The sequence below is a fragment of the Ruegeria sp. CDSC054 genome (assembly GCF_059610645.1).
This window is the reverse complement of the sequence record NZ_JBXWOA010000001.1, coordinates 751,067-768,178: the sequence shown is the minus strand read 5'-3', so window position 1 is coordinate 768,178 and position 17,112 is coordinate 751,067. Positions and strand designations below refer to the sequence as shown.

Annotated in this window: 21 protein-coding genes; 5 read left to right on the top strand and 16 right to left on the bottom strand. The window is 57.7% G+C overall.

The features are described from left to right. Nucleotides 1–265: 265 nt before the first annotated feature. From AC2FGC_RS03785 to secG, 16 genes are all read right to left on the bottom strand, one after another. Complete coding sequence (locus tag AC2FGC_RS03785; RefSeq protein ID WP_496776323.1) at nucleotides 266–1,438, bottom strand: tyrosine-type recombinase/integrase; 1,173 nt, start codon at nucleotides 1,436–1,438, stop codon at nucleotides 266–268. Between the two features lie 77 nt (nucleotides 1,439–1,515). Further along, on the bottom strand, nucleotides 1,516–1,725 hold the full coding sequence (locus AC2FGC_RS03780; protein ID WP_496776325.1) for a hypothetical protein: 210 nt from the start codon (nucleotides 1,723–1,725) through the stop codon (nucleotides 1,516–1,518). After that, nucleotides 1,707–2,219, bottom strand: a complete 513-nt coding sequence (locus AC2FGC_RS03775; protein WP_496776330.1) for a hypothetical protein — start codon at nucleotides 2,217–2,219, stop codon at nucleotides 1,707–1,709. Before AC2FGC_RS03775 ends, AC2FGC_RS03780 begins: the two co-directional genes overlap by 19 nt. Before the next feature lie 189 nt (nucleotides 2,220–2,408). Beyond that, entirely contained in the window at nucleotides 2,409–2,603 is a 195-nt protein-coding gene (locus tag AC2FGC_RS03770) for a hypothetical protein (RefSeq protein ID WP_496776332.1), read from the bottom strand. A 280-nt stretch (nucleotides 2,604–2,883) separates the two neighbouring features. Continuing rightward, entirely contained in the window at nucleotides 2,884–4,218 is a 1,335-nt protein-coding gene (locus AC2FGC_RS03765; protein ID WP_496781433.1) for a tyrosine-type recombinase/integrase, read from the bottom strand. A gap of 450 nt (nucleotides 4,219–4,668) precedes the next feature. Beyond that, nucleotides 4,669–5,475, bottom strand: a complete 807-nt coding sequence (locus AC2FGC_RS03760; RefSeq protein ID WP_496722117.1) for an ABC transporter permease — start codon at nucleotides 5,473–5,475, stop codon at nucleotides 4,669–4,671. Continuing rightward, the gene (locus AC2FGC_RS03755) at nucleotides 5,472–6,359 is read right to left on the bottom strand and encodes an ABC transporter permease (protein WP_496722957.1); all 888 of its coding nucleotides are present in this window, start codon (nucleotides 6,357–6,359) and stop codon (nucleotides 5,472–5,474) included. Before AC2FGC_RS03755 ends, AC2FGC_RS03760 begins: the two co-directional genes overlap by 4 nt. Nucleotides 6,360–6,430: 71 nt before the next feature. Then, nucleotides 6,431–7,144 carry a transporter substrate-binding domain-containing protein gene (locus AC2FGC_RS03750; RefSeq protein ID WP_496722119.1) on the bottom strand — a complete coding sequence of 238 codons (714 nt, stop codon included), beginning with the start codon at nucleotides 7,142–7,144 and terminating at the stop codon, nucleotides 6,431–6,433. 31 nt (nucleotides 7,145–7,175) lie between these two features. Beyond that, entirely contained in the window at nucleotides 7,176–7,952 is a 777-nt protein-coding gene (locus AC2FGC_RS03745; RefSeq protein WP_496753578.1) for an ABC transporter ATP-binding protein, read from the bottom strand. A 125-nt stretch (nucleotides 7,953–8,077) separates the two neighbouring features. Continuing rightward, nucleotides 8,078–8,830 carry a phosphate/phosphite/phosphonate ABC transporter substrate-binding protein gene (locus AC2FGC_RS03740; RefSeq protein ID WP_496781432.1) on the bottom strand — a complete coding sequence of 251 codons (753 nt, stop codon included), beginning with the start codon at nucleotides 8,828–8,830 and terminating at the stop codon, nucleotides 8,078–8,080. Then, nucleotides 8,827–9,264, bottom strand: a complete 438-nt coding sequence (locus tag AC2FGC_RS03735) for a tellurite resistance TerB family protein (protein WP_109311990.1) — start codon at nucleotides 9,262–9,264, stop codon at nucleotides 8,827–8,829. The genes AC2FGC_RS03740 and AC2FGC_RS03735 overlap by 4 nt, the downstream gene beginning before the upstream one ends. Before the next feature lie 20 nt (nucleotides 9,265–9,284). Beyond that, nucleotides 9,285–9,734 carry a tellurite resistance TerB family protein gene (locus tag AC2FGC_RS03730; protein WP_058276107.1) on the bottom strand — a complete coding sequence of 150 codons (450 nt, stop codon included), beginning with the start codon at nucleotides 9,732–9,734 and terminating at the stop codon, nucleotides 9,285–9,287. Between the two features lie 110 nt (nucleotides 9,735–9,844). Beyond that, nucleotides 9,845–10,621, bottom strand: coding sequence for an isocitrate lyase/PEP mutase family protein (locus AC2FGC_RS03725; protein ID WP_496781431.1), 777 nt, complete (start codon nucleotides 10,619–10,621; stop codon nucleotides 9,845–9,847). 160 nt (nucleotides 10,622–10,781) lie between these two features. After that, nucleotides 10,782–11,264, bottom strand: a complete 483-nt coding sequence (locus tag AC2FGC_RS03720) for a bacterioferritin (protein ID WP_496722126.1) — start codon at nucleotides 11,262–11,264, stop codon at nucleotides 10,782–10,784. A gap of 123 nt (nucleotides 11,265–11,387) precedes the next feature. Continuing rightward, nucleotides 11,388–13,031, bottom strand: coding sequence for a CTP synthase (gene pyrG, locus AC2FGC_RS03715; protein WP_496722128.1), 1,644 nt, complete (start codon nucleotides 13,029–13,031; stop codon nucleotides 11,388–11,390). 158 nt (nucleotides 13,032–13,189) lie between these two features. Next, nucleotides 13,190–13,555, bottom strand: a complete 366-nt coding sequence (gene secG / locus AC2FGC_RS03710) for a preprotein translocase subunit SecG (RefSeq protein WP_058276104.1) — start codon at nucleotides 13,553–13,555, stop codon at nucleotides 13,190–13,192. Nucleotides 13,556–13,705: 150 nt separating this feature from the next. Between secG and nthA the strand changes: the two genes are divergently transcribed. From nthA to AC2FGC_RS03685, 5 genes are all read left to right on the top strand, one after another. Further along, nucleotides 13,706–14,320 carry a nitrile hydratase subunit alpha gene (gene nthA / locus AC2FGC_RS03705; RefSeq protein ID WP_496722130.1) on the top strand — a complete coding sequence of 205 codons (615 nt, stop codon included), beginning with the start codon at nucleotides 13,706–13,708 and terminating at the stop codon, nucleotides 14,318–14,320. Beyond that, the gene (nthB, locus tag AC2FGC_RS03700; RefSeq protein WP_496766834.1) at nucleotides 14,317–14,994 is read left to right on the top strand and encodes a nitrile hydratase subunit beta; all 678 of its coding nucleotides are present in this window, start codon (nucleotides 14,317–14,319) and stop codon (nucleotides 14,992–14,994) included. The genes nthA and nthB overlap by 4 nt, the downstream gene beginning before the upstream one ends. After that, the gene (locus AC2FGC_RS03695; protein WP_496722133.1) at nucleotides 14,991–15,326 is read left to right on the top strand and encodes a nitrile hydratase accessory protein; all 336 of its coding nucleotides are present in this window, start codon (nucleotides 14,991–14,993) and stop codon (nucleotides 15,324–15,326) included. The genes nthB and AC2FGC_RS03695 overlap by 4 nt, the downstream gene beginning before the upstream one ends. Nucleotides 15,327–15,541: 215 nt before the next feature. Further along, nucleotides 15,542–16,834 carry an adenylosuccinate synthase gene (locus AC2FGC_RS03690; RefSeq protein WP_496722134.1) on the top strand — a complete coding sequence of 431 codons (1,293 nt, stop codon included), beginning with the start codon at nucleotides 15,542–15,544 and terminating at the stop codon, nucleotides 16,832–16,834. Next, complete coding sequence (locus AC2FGC_RS03685) at nucleotides 16,834–17,076, top strand: DUF2842 domain-containing protein (RefSeq protein WP_496722135.1); 243 nt, start codon at nucleotides 16,834–16,836, stop codon at nucleotides 17,074–17,076. The genes AC2FGC_RS03690 and AC2FGC_RS03685 overlap by 1 nt, the downstream gene beginning before the upstream one ends. The last annotated feature ends 36 nt before the right edge of the window (nucleotides 17,077–17,112 follow it).

The following is a 17,112-nucleotide window of genomic DNA, read 5'->3' as shown; positions in this document are numbered from 1 at the left end:
ATCACATCGATGCAGCGAATGACGGCTTTGTCCGCGTAGCAGTCGTTCATGCCGAGTGCGGCGAATGACTGCTCCGAGCCCCTAGCAAACAAAATGCTGCGTCCTGCACGAAGTTCCGCTTTCCCCGATTAGGCTATCGTTCCTGACCGCAATCATTGCACCACTCGTGAATAATTAGTGGTTGCCGACACATGACCTTAAGGAAGTTTTTCTGTGATGATGGGGATCACTCCAATGGCTCTGTCTGGAACGTTGATTTTCTTTTTCAAACCAGCCTCTTAATGATGTTTCGCAACTCCTCCTCATTTTGGCTTTTGGGCAGGTTTTGGGCAGGTTTGTTTTGGGTCAGGTGTTTGAGGACTTCGGACCACGCAAGCATAGTGCGTTGGCGCTCCGGCCATCGGTGCGAGGTTTGGTAGGCTTGCGTGACAGCGTCGAAGGTCGCGGATGCGCTGTGGTTGAGGCACAGGTCCAGCAGGCCGTGATCGAGGCCCAGCCGCGCGCCATCGGTAAGCAGCGTCTTTCGCCAGTCATGCAGCTTGCAGTATCGTCGGTCGCCCTTTTTGACGAGAGGATCACGGTGTGCGTTGACCCAACGGATGAGGTCGGCGCGGTCGACCTTGTGGATGCGGTTGCCGTTGCCGTTGACGAACAGGGGGGCGCTGCTTTGGGTTCTGTCGCCGATGGCATCCTTCAGGATTGACCGCAACCACGGCGAGATCGGAATCCAGTGGGTCTTTTTGGTCTTGGTGAGCGCCGCCGGGATTTCCAGCCTGTTCTCGTTCAGGGACACGTCGCCGACGTTCAGCGCGCTTGTTTCTCCAGTTCTCGTGCCGATCAATGCCAGCGTGAACAAAAACCTTCTTTGCCAGTCGCGCAGGTCATCGGCAGCGGCGAAGATGGACACCACGTCGTTGAGCGTGTAGCGGGCGGTTCCGAACGGCCTCGGAGGCAATGCCAAGGGCGCGGTTGGATCAACCTCGATCAGGTGTTCTTGGATGGCAGTGCGCAGGATTGTCCGAAAGGCCACCAGAGCGTTCCGGGCGGTGGTTTCTTTTGATGCCCGGAGGACGGTGTAGATCGCCTGAACATCGGATGTGGAGAGTAGGGCTGCCGGAATGGACAAGAGCGGCTTGAAATTGCGCCTCACGAGTCTGGCACGGTGTTCAGCTGACTTCTGGGGGCTTTGGGCCTCCCAGCGGTCCACCAGATCGGCGACAAGCAGGTCTGCGCGGCGTTGGGCATCCGAATAAGGGTCCAGCCCCATCTTTGCCCGCTTGGACGCCGTCTTGTGGGCTTCCACCGCCGCTGCTACGCTGAAGGCCGGGAAGTAGCCCAGCCTCACCTTGTGAGCGGTCCCGTTCAAAGACAATCGGCTCGTCCACGTGGCGCGGCGTTTTCCGACTCTCAATTCCAAGCCGGGTACGTCATCGGCCACAACGACGCAACCTGGCCCCGCTGTTTCGGCCACCAGCCGTTGCAGAGACCTTTGGGTAAACTCGTGTACCCGGTGCCTCACTCGTCCGCTTGTCCGTTGCGGTGGTCGGCCAGCCTGCCTCGGAGGGCATCGAGTTGATCCAAGACGGAGTGGGTAAGAAAGTTGACCCTTCGCGCCTGCGCATGTTCCACAGCAATATTCGCGATCTCGGTCATCAACATTGACATGGCCGTTTCAAGCTTTTCGGTTTCAGCCTCAAGTTGGGTTATCAAGTTTCCATGTTCCATCGCTTTGCGACTCCTTTTTGAATCTCTGAAATTTCGTCTGAAAAAGAACGCGCCGGGTCGCTCGCTGCTTGAGGGCTGCTCCCCGGCGCGGTCTTTTTTATCTTTCTACTAACGGTGGGGCGTTCTGCCCCAGTTAGTGGGGCGTTCTGCCTCAGTTGGGTAGGGCGTTCTGCCCCAGTTGGGGTGGTGCATTCTGCCCCAGTTTCCACCACTTCGTTCGGCGTCCATCGGTGGTTGATGCGGACCTCCATGCGACCCTTTTCCGGCCCGCGCCTGCGAAGATGGATTATCCCCACCGCCTCAAGCCGTCGCAGCGATCTCCGGCAGGTTTTTCTGTCCACGTTCATTTCGATTGCCAACGCATTGACGTTTAGCCGCCGGAATTTGCCTATCGCCACCTCGTCCCACGCAAGCTGGTACATCGCGCTGTGACAATTACCGGGCGGCAAGTGTCGTTTCATTTTGCGAAAAAGTGCGAAGGCTTCGCGGCTCACGCGCAGGATTCCCGATTTAAGGAACTCTGCTAAGGTTGCCCTGCATTTTGTCAGAATTGCGGGACTTTAGCGGGTCCAGTTGACGCGTCGCTCACGGGCGGCGCGTTTTCGTTGGCAAGCCTTCACCGTTCCGCAGGGCGCGCCTGCGGTTGGATGAAACCAGCGATGTTGGGGGGTGCTACTAGGCGGTTAGTCTAGTTCGCGCCGGTAGCGGATTGCGCGTCCGTAGCGTCTAAATGCGAAGACGGGGTTCTCCTTGGCGCGGTCCTGCGCAAGGAAGGACGCGCTCATCCCGGTCTCTTCGGATTTTTCGTGGATCGTCATGTTGAAGCTGTTCCGGCGCTCTTGCACGGCGGCGTCCAGTTGGTCGGTGGCGTTACCCATGTTGCAGGCTCCTTTCACATTGCGGCCCTCGGCGAGGCCTATTGCGGCTTCAAGGATTGCGATGCGCTACCGCCGAGTCAAAAATAAATTCATTGGGCTGGTGGAGCCAGTTAAGCCAACAGCGCAACGCACGCCGCAAATGCACGATCTGCAAAGGTTTGGACGGGGGTTTTGAAAAGCTAATCCTCGGAAAGGTCGATTTTTAGAAATAATTCGTGTTTGCCCAGAAAGGCAAAAGGCCGCGCCATCGGCACGGCCCTTTAAGTCCATGGTGTCATAGTTACTGAGAATCGCCCAGCAGCGCCGACTCAATTTTGGGTGCCCAATTGGGCAATTCCTGCTGCAGGGTCAGCAGGTATTCACCGGTCACACCGTCCAGTGCGTGGCCGACCAGCAGCTTGTAGATCGGTCCCGGCACATTGGCCTGCGCCGCCGCTGCGATGAACCCTCGCCGCAAATCGTGGTTCACGGCTTGCACGGGCAACTTGGCGAGCGATTTGCGGGTGTCGGTTACGTGCCCGTCACCGCGCGCGGCAGGGAACACCCATTTGCTCTCCGGGCTACGCGCGCGTTGCTGTTCTAGGATGGCACGCATCTCGGCGGTGATGGGACGTTCGAGTTCCACGCCCGATTTCATGCGCTCGCCCGGAATTGTCAGCCAGCCCGGCTTTACGTCGATCTCGTCCCACGCCAGTTCCAAAACCTCATTGCGGCGAAGCCCGGTGATGTAGATGAACCGAATGGCTGCAAACGTGGAGTAGGGCGCAAACTCGTCGTGGAGTTTGGCTGCATGATACCAATCCGCCCGTTGGTCGGATGGGATCGAGTTTGTGCGCACGGGCGTTTTGACACGCACCTCTTTTTTTCGGCTGACACCAAAAGTGGGATTGTTGCGTGGTCGCGCGTCCTCGTCGCCGTGCGCCTCCGCCCAATTTTCCCAGATTGACCCGAGGGAGCGGATCATCGCGTTCGCCGTTCCGATGCTCTTTTCCTTGAGCAGCCGTTCGTAAGCCGTCTTGACGGTCACGCGCGTGATTGAGGTCATCGGCAAGTCGATGGCGGTCGTCACGTATTCCCAAATCTCGGGAGCGTCCGCCGGGCGCTTGGTGCCCACCAAATCCAGACAGCTGTAGGCGTAGCGGTTCAGAGTGCCTTGCCGGGTGCGTGGCTTGTGTTTTCTCAGCAGGGCCAGAGCCTCGCCCAAAGCCATCGCTTCCATCTGGTCAACGACGTTTTTCAACTCAGCCTCCCGGCGCTCGGTTTCCTTGCGCTGCTTCGGCGACACCCATGTCCCGTTTCCCATCGCCTTCGATGTGGATGACGCCCACGCCATCAGTTCGTGGACCGGCGTGACCGTGGTCCAGCCCGCCATCGTTTCGTAACCGTTGCTGCGAGTGCCTTTGAGTTTGCGGCGAACGCCTGCAGACCAAGAGCCTCTCTGCTTGCGTAGGAACAGGCCATTTACAATGGTGTCTCGCAGAGTGACGTCCGACTCGTTTTCCAACGCCGTGAACGCCTCTGCAAGGCTGGACCGCGTGAATTCAAACTTCGCCGAGATGGCGTCTGTGCTGTCGTTTGCCTTTGCTTTTGCAAATTGTAAAATCGTTACAGTCATCGTCGTTACTCCTAATAACGTCTGTGGTTAGCAGTCCGGTTTCCGTTGGCGCGGAGCCGGGCTGCGTTCGTTTTGAACACTGGATACTTAGTTGGTCCAAAATCACCCATCAAGCCATTAGTGCACCATTAGTGCACCAAATCGCGGATTTCAAGTCAACGACCTAGTGCATCGTTGCAAGCCGCAGTGCATTAGGGTGCATCAAAAATTCAAAAATAACGAAATTATTTCAAGAATTTACGTCTTTGACTTGGGGCGGGATGTATTGCCGTGCATCTGGGTGAAAAATCGACGCAGCGGATTGTGGATCCAGAGGTCGCCGGTTCGAATCCAGCAGGCGGTACCATTTTCCCTTATTCATAACGCTTTCTCAGTACTTTCCTGAGATTCTCGGCAAGAAAAAACCGGGCCAAAAACAAGCCCGGCTGTCGAATTGTGTGGTTGCCTGACTTAGCGCGCCAGGTTCAGACGGAACCTCATCTTGGCCTTTCTGGCCGCTGGCAAGTGGCGGTTCAGCCGTTTGTTGATCTGCCCGAACACCCCGACAACTACTAGTGTCAGCAGGATGAAGTAAAAGGCCAGAATCGGGTAGGGAATGAACGGATTGAACGTCTTGTCGGCGAAATAGCTGGCGTAGTACAGCGCGTCGCCACGTTGCTGCCAGGCGGGGAAGGCCGAGAAGAAGACCAGCGTGGTGGCGTGAAACAGGAAGATTGCTTCGTTCGTATAGGCAGGCCAGGCCAGACGCAGCATGGTGGGCCAGATGATCCGACGGAACCGCGACCAGCCCGACATGCCATAGGCATCAGCGGCCTCGATATCACCCTTGGGGATCGAGCGCAGCGCGCCATAGAAGATCTCACCGGTATAGGCGGCGGTGTTCAGGAACAGAACGATCAACGCCCCCAGCCATGCCGATGTCAGGGCGTCGAACATGGGATAGGACTTCTTCAGCGACAGGAAGAAGAAATAGGCAAAGAAGAACTGAATGAATAGCGGTGAGCCGCGGAAGATAAAGATAAACCACTCGGACGGTTTGCGCAGCCACTTGTTGGTGGATGCTTTGCCCATTGCCACGGCGGTTGCCAGAAAGAACCCGGTGACCAGTGCCATGATGCCGAAATAGATATTCCAGATCATACCTGAACCGATCAGGGTGAATTGCTCGCACAGGGTAAAGTCGTTGCGCGGCAGTAGCCGCTCACCAAGGCCCAGGGAACGCAGACCGTAATCTTGGATGGTCTGGATGCAGCTCATGCGGTGGTCTCCTTGCGCAGAAGCTCTCCGCCCGACGTGGCCTGACCGTGGGACAGGCGGCGCATCAGCTTTTCAAGCCCGATTTCCGAGACGCGGGTCATGCCGAGGTAGAAGATCAGCAGAGCCAGGAAGTACCACATGCGCCAATCGCCATGGGGGTATTGTGTGAATTTTGTGGTTTTCGTGCCGCCCAATTCGCGGGCCCAATAGACGATGTCTTCGATACCAAGCAGGAACAGCAATGGAGTGGCTTTGATCAGCACCATCCACAGGTTCGACAGGCCGGGCAGGGCATAGACCCACATTTGCGGCACCAGAATACGCCAGAATGTCTGGCTGGGGGTCAGACCATATGCGGCGGCTGTTTCCAGCTGCGCATGGGGCACCGCCCGCATGCCGCCGAACAGCACATTGGCCGCGAAGGCACCAAAGACAATCGAGAATGTGATGACCGCAAGGAAGAAACCGTAGGTTTCATGCACAATCTCCGGCGCGGTGCTGAGCGGCAGTTTCGCCGCCTGACAGACGATGAAGTCATTGCCCTGCCGGATCGGGTCCGTCCAGTCAGGGCAAAGGATCTTATGGCGCGTCCATTCAAAAGCTTGATCCAGCGCGATCACAAAGAACATGAAGAAGGCGATGTCCGGCACACCCCGTACAATCGCGATATAGCCCTTGCCCAGCCAGCTGACGGGGGGGATATGCGAGCGGGCGGCCATGGCACCAACGAACCCGAAACTCAACGCTACGGGCGCTGTGACGGCCAGCAACAGCAGGACCTTCAGGAACGACAGGTAGAACGACCAGTGTACGCCGTTGGTCAGATAGCAGGAAAACCAGCGGAACGTGCCCAGCGTATCGGGATCAGTGCAAAACGAGAAAATGGCGGGCCTCTTGAGGTGCTAAGGCGCAGGGGCAGCCCGCCCCGGTATTGGGGCGCGCAACCTGATTCAGATCAGAAGGTCGAGGACACTTCCCATTTGGTGATCAGCTCGTTCAGGCTGCCGTCATCCTTCATGGACTGGATGGCAGTGTTGAGCTTTTCTTTCAGATCACCGTCCGACTCGCGCACACCGATGCCGACACCACCGCCCAGCGGGACATCTTCGGCGACAAAGCGCAGGTCCGCGTCTTCATCTGCAATCGGTGCAAGGAAAGACTTGTCGGCCAGAACGGCGTCAGCTTCACCATTGCGCACGGCTGCGATGGTTTCCTCGGGGCTGGCGAACTCAACCAGAGTTGCACCGGATTCGGCAATATAACCGGCCTGAATGGTACCGGTCTGCGCCGCAATCACGCCGTTCGCGACGTCAACGTCGTCAGAGGTCGCGACATAAGCCGACGGATCAGGTGGTGTGTAGTTCTGAGTGAAATCAATCACTTCGTCGCGCTCGTCAGTGATCGACATGCCCGCGATGATGACATCATAGTTGCCCGACACCAGGTTCGGAATGATCGAATCCCAGTCGTTCTTGACCCATTCGCATTCCAGATTTGCGCGCTTGCACAGCTCGTCACCCAGCTCACGCTCGAAACCGTCGATCTCGCCGGCGTCATTGATGAAGTTCCACGGAGGGTAGGCGCCTTCGGTGCCCATGCGGACCGTATCGGCCATGGCCATACCGGCGCTCAGCGCCAGTGCTGCTGTGGTCAGAATCAGGTTTTTCATTGTTACTCCCCTTTTTGGTTCTGTCCTGAATTTATGCCGCCATGGTGGCGGAGAGAAAACCCTGAAGTCGCGTGGATTCAGGGGTAGTAAAGATGTCTTCTGGCAGGCCTTCTTCTTCGATGAGGCCTTGATGCAGGAACACCACATGGCTCGAGATATCGGCAGCCATTTTCATATCGTGTGTCACGATGATCATGGTGCGGCCTTCGGCGGCCAGATCCTTGATCACTTTGATCACTTCCTGTTCCAGTTCGGGGTCCAGCGCCGATGTGGGCTCGTCGAACAGCAGGGCCTGAGGCTCCATGCACAGGCCGCGCGCAATCGCGGCGCGTTGCTGCTGACCGCCTGACAGTTGCGCGGGATATGCGTCGCATTTGTCGCCGATGCCGACCTTTTCCAGATACCTACGGGCGCTGTCTTCAGTCTCGGCCTTGTCGCGGCCCATGACGGTCACGGGGGCCTCCATCACGTTTTGCAGGATGGTCATATGGGCCCACAGATTGAACTGCTGAAACACCATCGACAGGTTTGTGCGAATACGCAGGACCTGTTTGGGATCGGCCGGACGGCGGTTATGTGCGTTGCCAGTCCAGCGGACAGGTTCGCCCTTGAACAGAATTTCGCCCTCTTGGCTGTCTTCCAACAGGTTGCAGCAGCGCAGAAGCGTCGATTTGCCAGAACCGGACGAACCGATAAGTGAGACGACATCACCGCGTCTGGCGGTGATATCCACCCCTTTCAATACCTCAAGATTGCCAAAGCTCTTGTGTAGGTTTTTGATCTCGATGACCGGAGTGGAATCTGTCACGGGTGGTCCAGCTGCTATTGGTGTTGGTGCGGTACTAGGGCTGAAATTTCAGAGCAATGCAATGCGCAAATGACACGGAACGGGCCACAAACTGTCAAAATGACCAGACGTTCTGACCAAAGTGGTCACGGATCGATCAATTTGGCAGCCTCAGGGGACGGGTCGGGAACGGCAAGGTAATGCTCGGCTGGAATGTCGATCAGACCACGCAAGTGCAGCATCTTTTGGTCGGCGGGGGAAAGATCGTTGATGGCTGCACGAACCGCCTTTGCAATCTGGGGCGCATCCTGACCATTGGCCGTGATGCAGGGCAGGGCGGGCGAAGGTTCGGTTGCTGCGACCTCGCGAAGCTCAGTCCCCAAATTCGAGTGTTCCTTGAGTAATTCCCACGTAAGCGCATCCAGCGCGGCATAATCCGCGCGGCCTTCCGCAACAGCGGCTGCCGAAAGGGCATGACCGCCGGTTTCCAACACTGAACTTGGAAGGCGGCTGTGACGTGACAGATGGACCATGGGCGCAGCCCAACCGGACTGAGAAAGCGATTCATTGTAAGCAAAGGTGCCGTCGGCAAGCTGGTCCAGATCGCGGGTATCGTCTCTTCGGGCCACGATAACAGACCGGTAGTACCCGGGCGGACAGCCTGCCAGACCGTAGTCCGGCGTGCCGACAAGCTGAACCATCCCATACAATCGGGTGCGGTAAGGCATGCCACACGTCTGAGAAAAAACTAGGTCGGGGCTATGCCAGACATCCCAAACGTCAGCGCCACGTGTCAGATGCGCGGGGCCAAATCCAAGATGCGCCCGAATCGACGACCAGAACCGATCATTGGCTGGTTGCAGCGCGGGCATGTCATACATGCCCAGCATTGCAATCACGATTTGGCTGCCTTTTGCCGGGCCAGGGCAGAATCGACATCGCTGACACCCAGCAGGCTGACCACCAGACGCAACAGCGAATCTTCTTCGCCGGTCCGATGCCCATCGGCCAGTGCGACCGACCACATCGCCTGAACCACGGCCAGACGATCTTCGTAAGCGACAGCCTCTTTGATCGCGCGGGTAAAGCGGACGGTATCGGGGGCTTCGGCTTCTAGATCCTCGGCGCTGGCGCGAAGGGCTGCGGCCTCAAAAGGGGACAGGCCATAGCGTTCCGCCGATATCCGGTCGATTCGTGCCATTTCCGTGTCGGCATAGTCGTTGTCGGATCTGGCGATGCGCACCAGAAGGGCCGTTAGGGCCAAACGGGCGTCGTTATCGGCAAGTGGGTCGGGCTGCGGCTGCGTGAGCCGGGACAGAAAATCGCTGAACATGAATTGGTTATAGAAGCGGACTACTTCTGTTCCAAGCGCGTTTGTACCCGTTCATGCGCTTCTTGGCTGTCTTTAAAGCTCAGGCCCATGGCGATGCGGGCTTCTTCGACGATCTTCATTTCGCCTTCGTCCGAATTGCCATCGGCCAGAACGACCTCCCACAAAGCGTCCAGCGCGGCCAGACGTTCCTGCAGGTCGGTTGTTTCGCGGATCAACTTGCCGAATGTATCGGTGTCTGGCGCGGCGGCGTGCAATTTTTCGCAGGTGGCGCGGACCTTGGCGGCCTCGATCGCGTTGTGCTGATAGAGCCGCGCAAGAATGCGGTCGATCAGGCTGATTTCTTCCAGTTTGTAATCCCGATCCGCCTGCGCCACGCGCACCATCAAAGCACCCAAAGCCAGTTCGGCGTCAGGATCGGGCAAATGGTCGTGCTGTGGCGGGCGAAACGCCTGAAGGAATTTTTTCAACATGCCGCGAGGTTATTCCATATTTTGTGGCCCGCCAAGCGCTGACTACCCGTCATAGCCCTGAATGGTCACAACTTTGCCGGTATCCGCTTGTATCGGTATCTACCCGCTGGCTAGGCGCCTGACTGCAGTGCCTGTTTCGCTTGTTCCTGCAGCCAGCCCAGCATCTTCCGATACGGCACAGGCCCATAACTGATCCGGGCGACGCCCAGCGACGCAAGCGTCGCGGTATCCGGCGTCCCGGGCAGGGCAATGATATTCACAGGTAGATCAGTCGATTCGCAAAGCCGGGCGATCATGTCCTCATCCTTGAGGCCGGGTGCAAAGAACCCGTTGGCACCCGCATCGGCATAGGCTTTGGCGCGGGCCATCGCATCGTCCAGCATCGCCTCGTCATGCGTTTCCGGCGCAGCCTTCAGGAAGATGTCCGTTCTGGCGTTGATAAAAGCAGGGACGCCAGCGACGTCACACCCTTCGCGCATCGCACCAACGCGGGCGGCTTGGGTTTCGATGTCGTATAGGTCCTTGGTGCCGACAATCTGGTCTTCGAAGTTGAAGCCAACGACACCTGTTTCAAGCGCGTTCTGGACATTGGCGATAACCCCCACCGCGTCCTCGGCATAGGCCCCTTCGAAATCCAATGAGACAGGAAGATCAACGGCACTGACGATTTGGCGGGCGTTGTCCAGGGCGACATCCAAGGGGATATTCTGGCCGTCGCCAAACCCCTGCGCCATTGCCACTGGCGCGCTGCCGGTCGCCAATGCCATGGCGCCTGCATCCCGCACGGCACCGGCGCTGCCAGCGTCCCAGATGTTAAAAAGGATGACCGGATCGCCCTTTTTGTGCAGGGCCGCAAAGGTTTCTGCGTTTTGGATTTGATCGGTCATTTGGGCCTCTCCTGTCATCATTTACTTAACAGTAACCACTTGGAACTGTGCCCGAGTAGTGTTTTTTGGCCGCACAGCGTCACTTTGCGGTGACGAACGAAAATGGGCCAACATTTGTTGGCCCGAATTCTTCGACATGGTGAGATCAGTTGCTGAGGAATCAGTCTTCGCCGGCTGTGCTCGACACGTATCGAGCGCTGAACGCCGGCTCACCCAATCGTTTGAGCAGCGACAACTCGGTCTCCAGCCACGCCTTGTGACCTTCTTCTTCCAACAGAATTCGCTCAAACAGGGTTCGGGTTCCCACGTCACCGGCCTCAGCCGCCTGTGCCGCAGCTTGGGTGTAGAAGTCGATGGCTTCCATTTCATCCTTCAGGTCCGCGGTAAACATCTCTTCCAGGTCGTCCGCCGCCTTTGGGTTTTTCTGAAGCTCAAGCTCTGGCTTTGCGCCAAGGAAAAGAATGCGTTCGATATAGGCATCAGAATGCCCCAACTCTTCCTGCATCTCGCCGCGCATCTTCTCGGCCAGGATGTCCAAACCCCAATCGTTCAGTACATGCGAATGCAACTGGTACTGATGCGCTGCGGTCATTTCCATGTGAAGCGCTTGTTGGAGGTTTGTGATCGTTGTCGCATTGCTCATCTGAAAACTCCTAAATCTTTGAACTGCATCCATGGTGCACGGCAGGTGGACCTGCTTGTTCAAATAGTTAGGAGGTTACACCCCACAAAACAATGCGGGGTGACAGTCCGACACAGACACCACTTAAACGAGGCGCGAGGTGTCTTTCGCTGCGCGCACAAAGTCGCGGAACAGGGGGTGTGGATCAAATGGCTTGGACTTCAGTTCCGGATGGTACTGTACGCCGATGAACCACGGATGGTCTGACCATTCTACGATTTCCGGCAGACGGCCATCGGGCGACATCCCCGAGAAGTTCAAGCCAGCTTTTTCCAGCTTGTCGCGGTACTTGATGTCCACCTCATAGCGGTGCCGGTGGCGTTCTTCGATATTGGTGCCGCCGTATACCTCTGCCACTTTCGAGCCATCGGCCAGTACCGCGTCATAGGCGCCCAAACGCATGGTACCGCCTTTATCGTCACCGACCTTGCGTTCGACCTTGTGATTGCCCTGCACCCATTCTTTCAGGTGATAAACAACAGGCTCAAAACGTTTTTTGCCCGCTTCGTGGTCGAACTCTTCTGAGCCCGCCTCTGTGATGCCAGCGGCGTTGCGGGCTGCTTCGATTACAGCCATCTGCATACCAAGGCAGATTCCCAGATAGGGCACTTTGTGTTCGCGCGCGTATTGCGCGGCTTTGATCTTGCCTTCGGTGCCGCGTTCGCCAAATCCGCCGGGAACGAGGATCGCGTGGAAACCTTCCAGATGCGGGGCTGCGTCTTCGGTATCAAATACCTCGGCATCGACCCATTCGACCTTGACGCGAACCCGGTTGGCCATACCGCCATGGGTCAGGGCCTCGGCAATCGACTTATAGGCATCTTCAAGCTGAGTGTATTTTCCAACGATGGCGACTTTGACTTCGCCTTCGGCATTGTGGATGCGGTCGCTGACGTCTTCCCATTTGGCCAGATCGGGCTTGGGGGCAGGGCTGATCTGAAACGCATCCAGAACCGCCTGATCCAATCCTTCGCGGTGATAGGCCAGCGGGGCGTCATAAATGGTCGACAGATCCTGTGCCGCGATCACGCTGTCGGGGCGCACGTTACAGAACAACGCCAACTTTTCGCGTTCTTTGACCGGGATGGGACCCTCGGAGCGACAGACCAGAATGTCAGGGGCCAGACCGATCGAGCGCAGCTCTTTCACCGAGTGCTGGGTCGGCTTGGTTTTCAGTTCGCCCGAGGCTTTGATGTAGGGCAGCAGGGTCAGGTGCATGAACAGGCATTGGCCGCGCGGCTTGTCCTGGCTGAACTGACGGATAGCTTCAAAGAAGGGCAGGCCTTCGATATCGCCGACGGTGCCGCCAATCTCGCACAGCATGAAATCGACCTCATCCTCACCGATCGAGATAAAGTCTTTGATCTCGTTGGTGACGTGCGGAATCACCTGAATGGTCTTGCCCAGATAGTCGCCGCGGCGCTCTTTCTCGAGCACGTTGGAATAAATCCGACCTGAACTAACCGAGTCGGTCTTGCGGGCCGCCACGCCGGTGAATCGTTCGTAGTGACCAAGATCCAGGTCGGTTTCGGCCCCGTCATCGGTCACGAACACTTCGCCATGCTCGAACGGCGACATCGTGCCGGGGTCAACGTTCAGATAGGGGTCCAGCTTGCGCAGACGCACCGAATACCCTCGGGCCTGCAACAGCGCGCCCAAAGCCGCCGAAGCCAGTCCTTTGCCCAAAGACGAAACCACACCACCAGTGATGAAAATAAAACGCGCCATGTTTTCGGCTGCTCCCGTGAGACGTCAAAATCAGCTGCCCGACGGTTCCGAAAAACCGCTGCACCACGGGACTTCACATATAAAGGATTCGCGCCAATAGCGCAAGAGAACCGCAAGATGCTGTTGCAGTTCTCTTTCAGGTTTCTAGGTTTTGTGGATCAGTTGGCTTGTGGGATCAGCGGCGCGTTGTCGCCATCTGCCGGAGGCAGCAGATCGTCAGCCGACGGAACCGCAGGTGTGCTTTCCTCGGTTGGTGCCGGGGCCGGAACGCCCAAACGGTCGATCACCGAACTGCCCGAGGATTTCTGAGCGGCCAGAATGGTCAGCGTGATTGAAGTCACGATGAAACAAGCGGCCAGGATCCACGTCACCTTGCCCAAAGCAGTCGCTGCGGCGCGTCCGGTCATGGCGCCGCCGCCCCCGCCGCCCATGCCAAGGCCACCGCCTTCGGACCGCTGCATCAGAACAACGGCAATCAGGCCCAAGGCCAGGAGGAGGTGGATGATGAGAACGACGTTTTCCATGGTGTTCCTGTACAGCGTGGCGTGTATCGCGTGGTACTTATGCAAGTTTGCCAGCGGGGGCAAGTGAGGAGTTGGCATCAAGATCGGTGATGTTCCGGATCACGGCAAAGGGACTGGACAGCATGGCCGCACCTCGCGCAGGCTGCGGCCATGCCACATGATGATCACGACCACCCGCACACCCTTTTGCCACCTGATCCTGCGCTGCGGGTAAAGGCGCTGGAAACGATTCTGACTCGCAAGGGACTGATCGATCCGGCGGCGCTGGATGAAATTATTGATACCTATCAGAACAAGATCGGCCCGCAGAACGGCGCCCGCGTCGTTGCCAAAGCCTGGACTGACCCGGACTTCAAAGCCGCGTTGCTGAAAGATGCCACATCGGTTGTCGCCGATCTGGGTTATTACGGGCGTCAGGGCGAACACATGGTTGTCGTCGAAAACACACCTGAACAGCACAACATGGTCGTGTGCACCCTGTGCAGTTGTTACCCGTGGCCGCTGCTTGGTATTCCGCCGGGTTGGTACAAATCAGATGCCTATAGGGCGCGGGCTGTGCGTGAGCCGCGCAAGGTTCTGGCTGAGTTCGGGGTGACCCTGCCCGAGACGTCCTCGGTTCGCGTTTGGGATTCGACGGCCGAGGTGCGGTACCTTGTACTTCCGATGCGGCCAGAAGACACGGATGGCTTAACAGAAGACGAGTTGGCGGCGCTTGTCACACGCGACAGCATGATCGGAACCGGTTTGCCAAAGGTGCCATCATGACCCGAGTTCACGATATGGGCGGGCGCTTTGGCGATGGGCCTGTGCTCCCTGAACCCGAAGATGCCCCGGTCTTTGCCGAAGACTGGCATGCAAGGGCATTGGCCGTAACACTGGCAGCGGGATCGCTTGGGCAGTGGAACATCGACGTATCCCGGCATGCGCGCGAGAGATTGTCGCCTAAGGACTACGCCCGTTTTTCTTATTACGAGAAATGGATTTCGGGGCTTGCGGACCTTCTCGTCGAAACAGGCGTGCTGACAGATGAGGATCTGCGCGGCGAGACAGACGGCGACAATCACCCCCTGGCAAGCCGCGTGCTGAAGTCTGACGCGGTTGCGAAAGTGTTGGCCAGCGGCGGGCCTGCGGATCGCCCTTCAAATGTGCGGGTGAAATTTGAACCGGGGCAAAAAGTTGTGACCGCCCGTCAAGCCGCGAACCGCCTTGTCGACGGCGGGCATACGCGTTTGCCCATGTACGCCACCGGGGCAAAAGGGCGCATCCTTATGATGCACGGAACGCATGTGCTGCCGGACTCTAGTGCTCATAGGTTGGGGGATGCACCCGAGCCGCTTTACGCCGTGGTCTTTCCGGCATCCGAGCTTTGGGCCAATCCCGAACACTCGCAGGATGAAGTCGTTTTGGATCTTTGGCAAAGCTATCTGGAACTCGCATGAGCGACTGCATAACTCATACTGCTCCCGAACCAGCCTTCGCAGAGCCCTGGCACGCTCAGGTCTTTGCTGTGACGGTTGCCTTAAACGAGGCCGGACGGTTCGACTGGCCGGATTGGGCGGCGCGCTTTTCGGCCAGCTTGAAACAGAACGGTTTGGATCGCGAACTGAATGGAGGGGATGACTACTTTTTTGCCTGGCTGGAAACGCTCGAGGTGTTTTTGGCCGAGCAAGGTGTCGCAGCTCCAGATGAAGTGGTCCAATTTCGCGACAAGTGGGAAGAGGCTTATTTGACCACCTCTCATGGACAGCCGGTGCGGTTGGCCAAGGGGTAGGGGGCTCTGCACTCGTTGCCCGTGCCGGGCACTTCCCCCGGGGGTATCTTCAGCCAGATGAAGCGGGGGATCCGTTTCTTCACCTGGCCAAAAATATCCCCGCCGGAGGCATCGTGCGCAGCACGATCTCTGCATGCGTCGAATTACCGGTTTCCCTGTCGCTTTCCCCCCGTTATACGAGCCGAGTTTGATAACTCAGCGCAAAAGGACCGGATATGGCCAATGTGGTTGTTGTCGGCGCCCAGTGGGGTGACGAAGGAAAAGGCAAGATCGTCGACTGGCTCAGCGAGCGTGCAGACGTGATTGCACGCTTTCAGGGCGGACATAACGCCGGGCACACGCTGGTCATCGACGGAGAAGTATACAAGCTGCACGCGCTGCCGTCGGGTGTTGTGCGTGGCGGCAAGTTGAGTGTCATCGGCAACGGTGTCGTTCTGGACCCATGGCACCTAATCAAAGAGATCGGAACCATCCAGGCGCAGGGCGTTGAAATCACCCCTGAAAACCTGATGATTGCGGAAAACACACCGTTGATCCTGCCCTTCCACGGGGAACTGGATCGGGCACGTGAAAGTCAAAACTCGGTTGCGAAAATCGGGACGACCGGTCGCGGAATTGGTCCTTGTTACGAAGACAAGGTTGGTCGCCGCGTGATCCGTGTGGCTGATCTGGCTGACGATGCAACGCTGGCATTGCGAGTTGATCGCGCTCTGGTTCACCACAATGCGCTGCGAAACGGGCTTGGACTGGAGCCAATTGACCGAAATGCACTGATTGCCCAGCTGAAAGAGATCGCGCCAAAAATCCTACCCTTTGCCGCGCCGGTTTGGAAAGTGCTGAACGAAAAGCGCAAGGCTGGCAAACGCATCCTGTTCGAGGGCGCACAGGGGGCGCTGCTGGATATCGACTTCGGTACATATCCGTTTGTAACCTCGTCCAACGTCATTGCCGGTCAGGCATCAACAGGCGTCGGCATCGGTCCCGGTTCGATTGACTTCGTTCTGGGCATTGTCAAAGCCTATACAACCCGCGTGGGTGAGGGCCCGTTCCCAACCGAGTTGGACGACGACGATGGTCAGCGGCTTGGTGAGCGCGGGCACGAGTTCGGGACCACCACGGGCCGTAAGCGCCGTTGTGGGTGGTTTGACGCCTGCCTTGTGCGCCAGACCTGTGCGACCAGCGGTGTGAACGGCATCTCGCTGACCAAGCTGGATGTTCTGGACGGTTTCGAGACCCTGAAAATCTGCGTTGGGTATGAGCTGGACGGCGAACGTCTGGACTACCTTCCGACGGCCGCGGATCAACAGGCGCGCTGCAAACCGATTTACGAAGAGATGCCGGGTTGGAGCGAATCCACCGAAGGGGCGCGCAGCTGGGCGGATCTGCCGGCCAATGCCATCAAATACGTGCGCCGGGTCGAAGAGCTGATCGATTGCCCTGTCGCCCTTTTGTCCACCAGCCCGGAGCGGGATGACACCATTTTGGTGACTGACCCGTTTGCAGACTGATGGCAGAGGAACAGAAACGAGGCCTCAGCTATAAAGCGCGCCGTCGCTGGTCACTAGTGCTGCTGCTGGTTGGGTTGCCTCTTTATATTGTGGCGGTCGTGACGGTTGTGAATTGGCTAGACCGCCCGCCGCTCTGGCTTGAGCTGCTAGTCTATATCGGTCTGGGCATCGTGTGGGCCTTGCCTTTCAAATTCGTGTTCAAAGGCGTTGGGCAAGCAGACCCGGATCAGTCGCAAGACTGAGAGGGCGATTCATTTCCCGTACAAAAAAGGGCCGAT

What these genes read in the sequence shown, in the direction of transcription:
- AC2FGC_RS03770 (WP_496776332.1), bottom strand. Translation starts at nt 2,603, where the DNA reads ATGGGTAACGCCACCGACCAACTGGACGCCGCCGTGCAAGAGCGCCGG.
- nthB (WP_496766834.1), top strand. Translation starts at nt 14,317, where the DNA reads ATGACCCGAGTTCACGATATGGGCGGGCGCTTTGGCGATGGGCCTGTG.
- AC2FGC_RS03685 (WP_496722135.1), top strand. Translation starts at nt 16,834, where the DNA reads ATGGCAGAGGAACAGAAACGAGGCCTCAGCTATAAAGCGCGCCGTCGC.
- AC2FGC_RS03750 (WP_496722119.1), bottom strand. Translation starts at nt 7,144, where the DNA reads ATGAAAAACCTGATTCTGACCACAGCAGCACTGGCGCTGAGCGCCGGT.
- AC2FGC_RS03720 (WP_496722126.1), bottom strand. Translation starts at nt 11,264, where the DNA reads ATGAGCAATGCGACAACGATCACAAACCTCCAACAAGCGCTTCACATG.
- AC2FGC_RS03725 (WP_496781431.1), bottom strand. Translation starts at nt 10,621, where the DNA reads ATGACCGATCAAATCCAAAACGCAGAAACCTTTGCGGCCCTGCACAAA.
- AC2FGC_RS03735 (WP_109311990.1), bottom strand. Translation starts at nt 9,264, where the DNA reads ATGTTCAGCGATTTTCTGTCCCGGCTCACGCAGCCGCAGCCCGACCCA.
- AC2FGC_RS03730 (WP_058276107.1), bottom strand. Translation starts at nt 9,734, where the DNA reads ATGTTGAAAAAATTCCTTCAGGCGTTTCGCCCGCCACAGCACGACCAT.
- AC2FGC_RS03780 (WP_496776325.1), bottom strand. Translation starts at nt 1,725, where the DNA reads ATGGAACATGGAAACTTGATAACCCAACTTGAGGCTGAAACCGAAAAG.
- AC2FGC_RS03690 (WP_496722134.1), top strand. Translation starts at nt 15,542, where the DNA reads ATGGCCAATGTGGTTGTTGTCGGCGCCCAGTGGGGTGACGAAGGAAAA.
- AC2FGC_RS03695 (WP_496722133.1), top strand. Translation starts at nt 14,991, where the DNA reads ATGAGCGACTGCATAACTCATACTGCTCCCGAACCAGCCTTCGCAGAG.
- AC2FGC_RS03765 (WP_496781433.1), bottom strand. Translation starts at nt 4,218, where the DNA reads ATGACTGTAACGATTTTACAATTTGCAAAAGCAAAGGCAAACGACAGC.
- secG (WP_058276104.1), bottom strand. Translation starts at nt 13,555, where the DNA reads ATGGAAAACGTCGTTCTCATCATCCACCTCCTCCTGGCCTTGGGCCTG.
- pyrG (WP_496722128.1), bottom strand. Translation starts at nt 13,031, where the DNA reads ATGGCGCGTTTTATTTTCATCACTGGTGGTGTGGTTTCGTCTTTGGGC.
- nthA (WP_496722130.1), top strand. Translation starts at nt 13,706, where the DNA reads ATGCCACATGATGATCACGACCACCCGCACACCCTTTTGCCACCTGAT.
- AC2FGC_RS03760 (WP_496722117.1), bottom strand. Translation starts at nt 5,475, where the DNA reads ATGAGCTGCATCCAGACCATCCAAGATTACGGTCTGCGTTCCCTGGGC.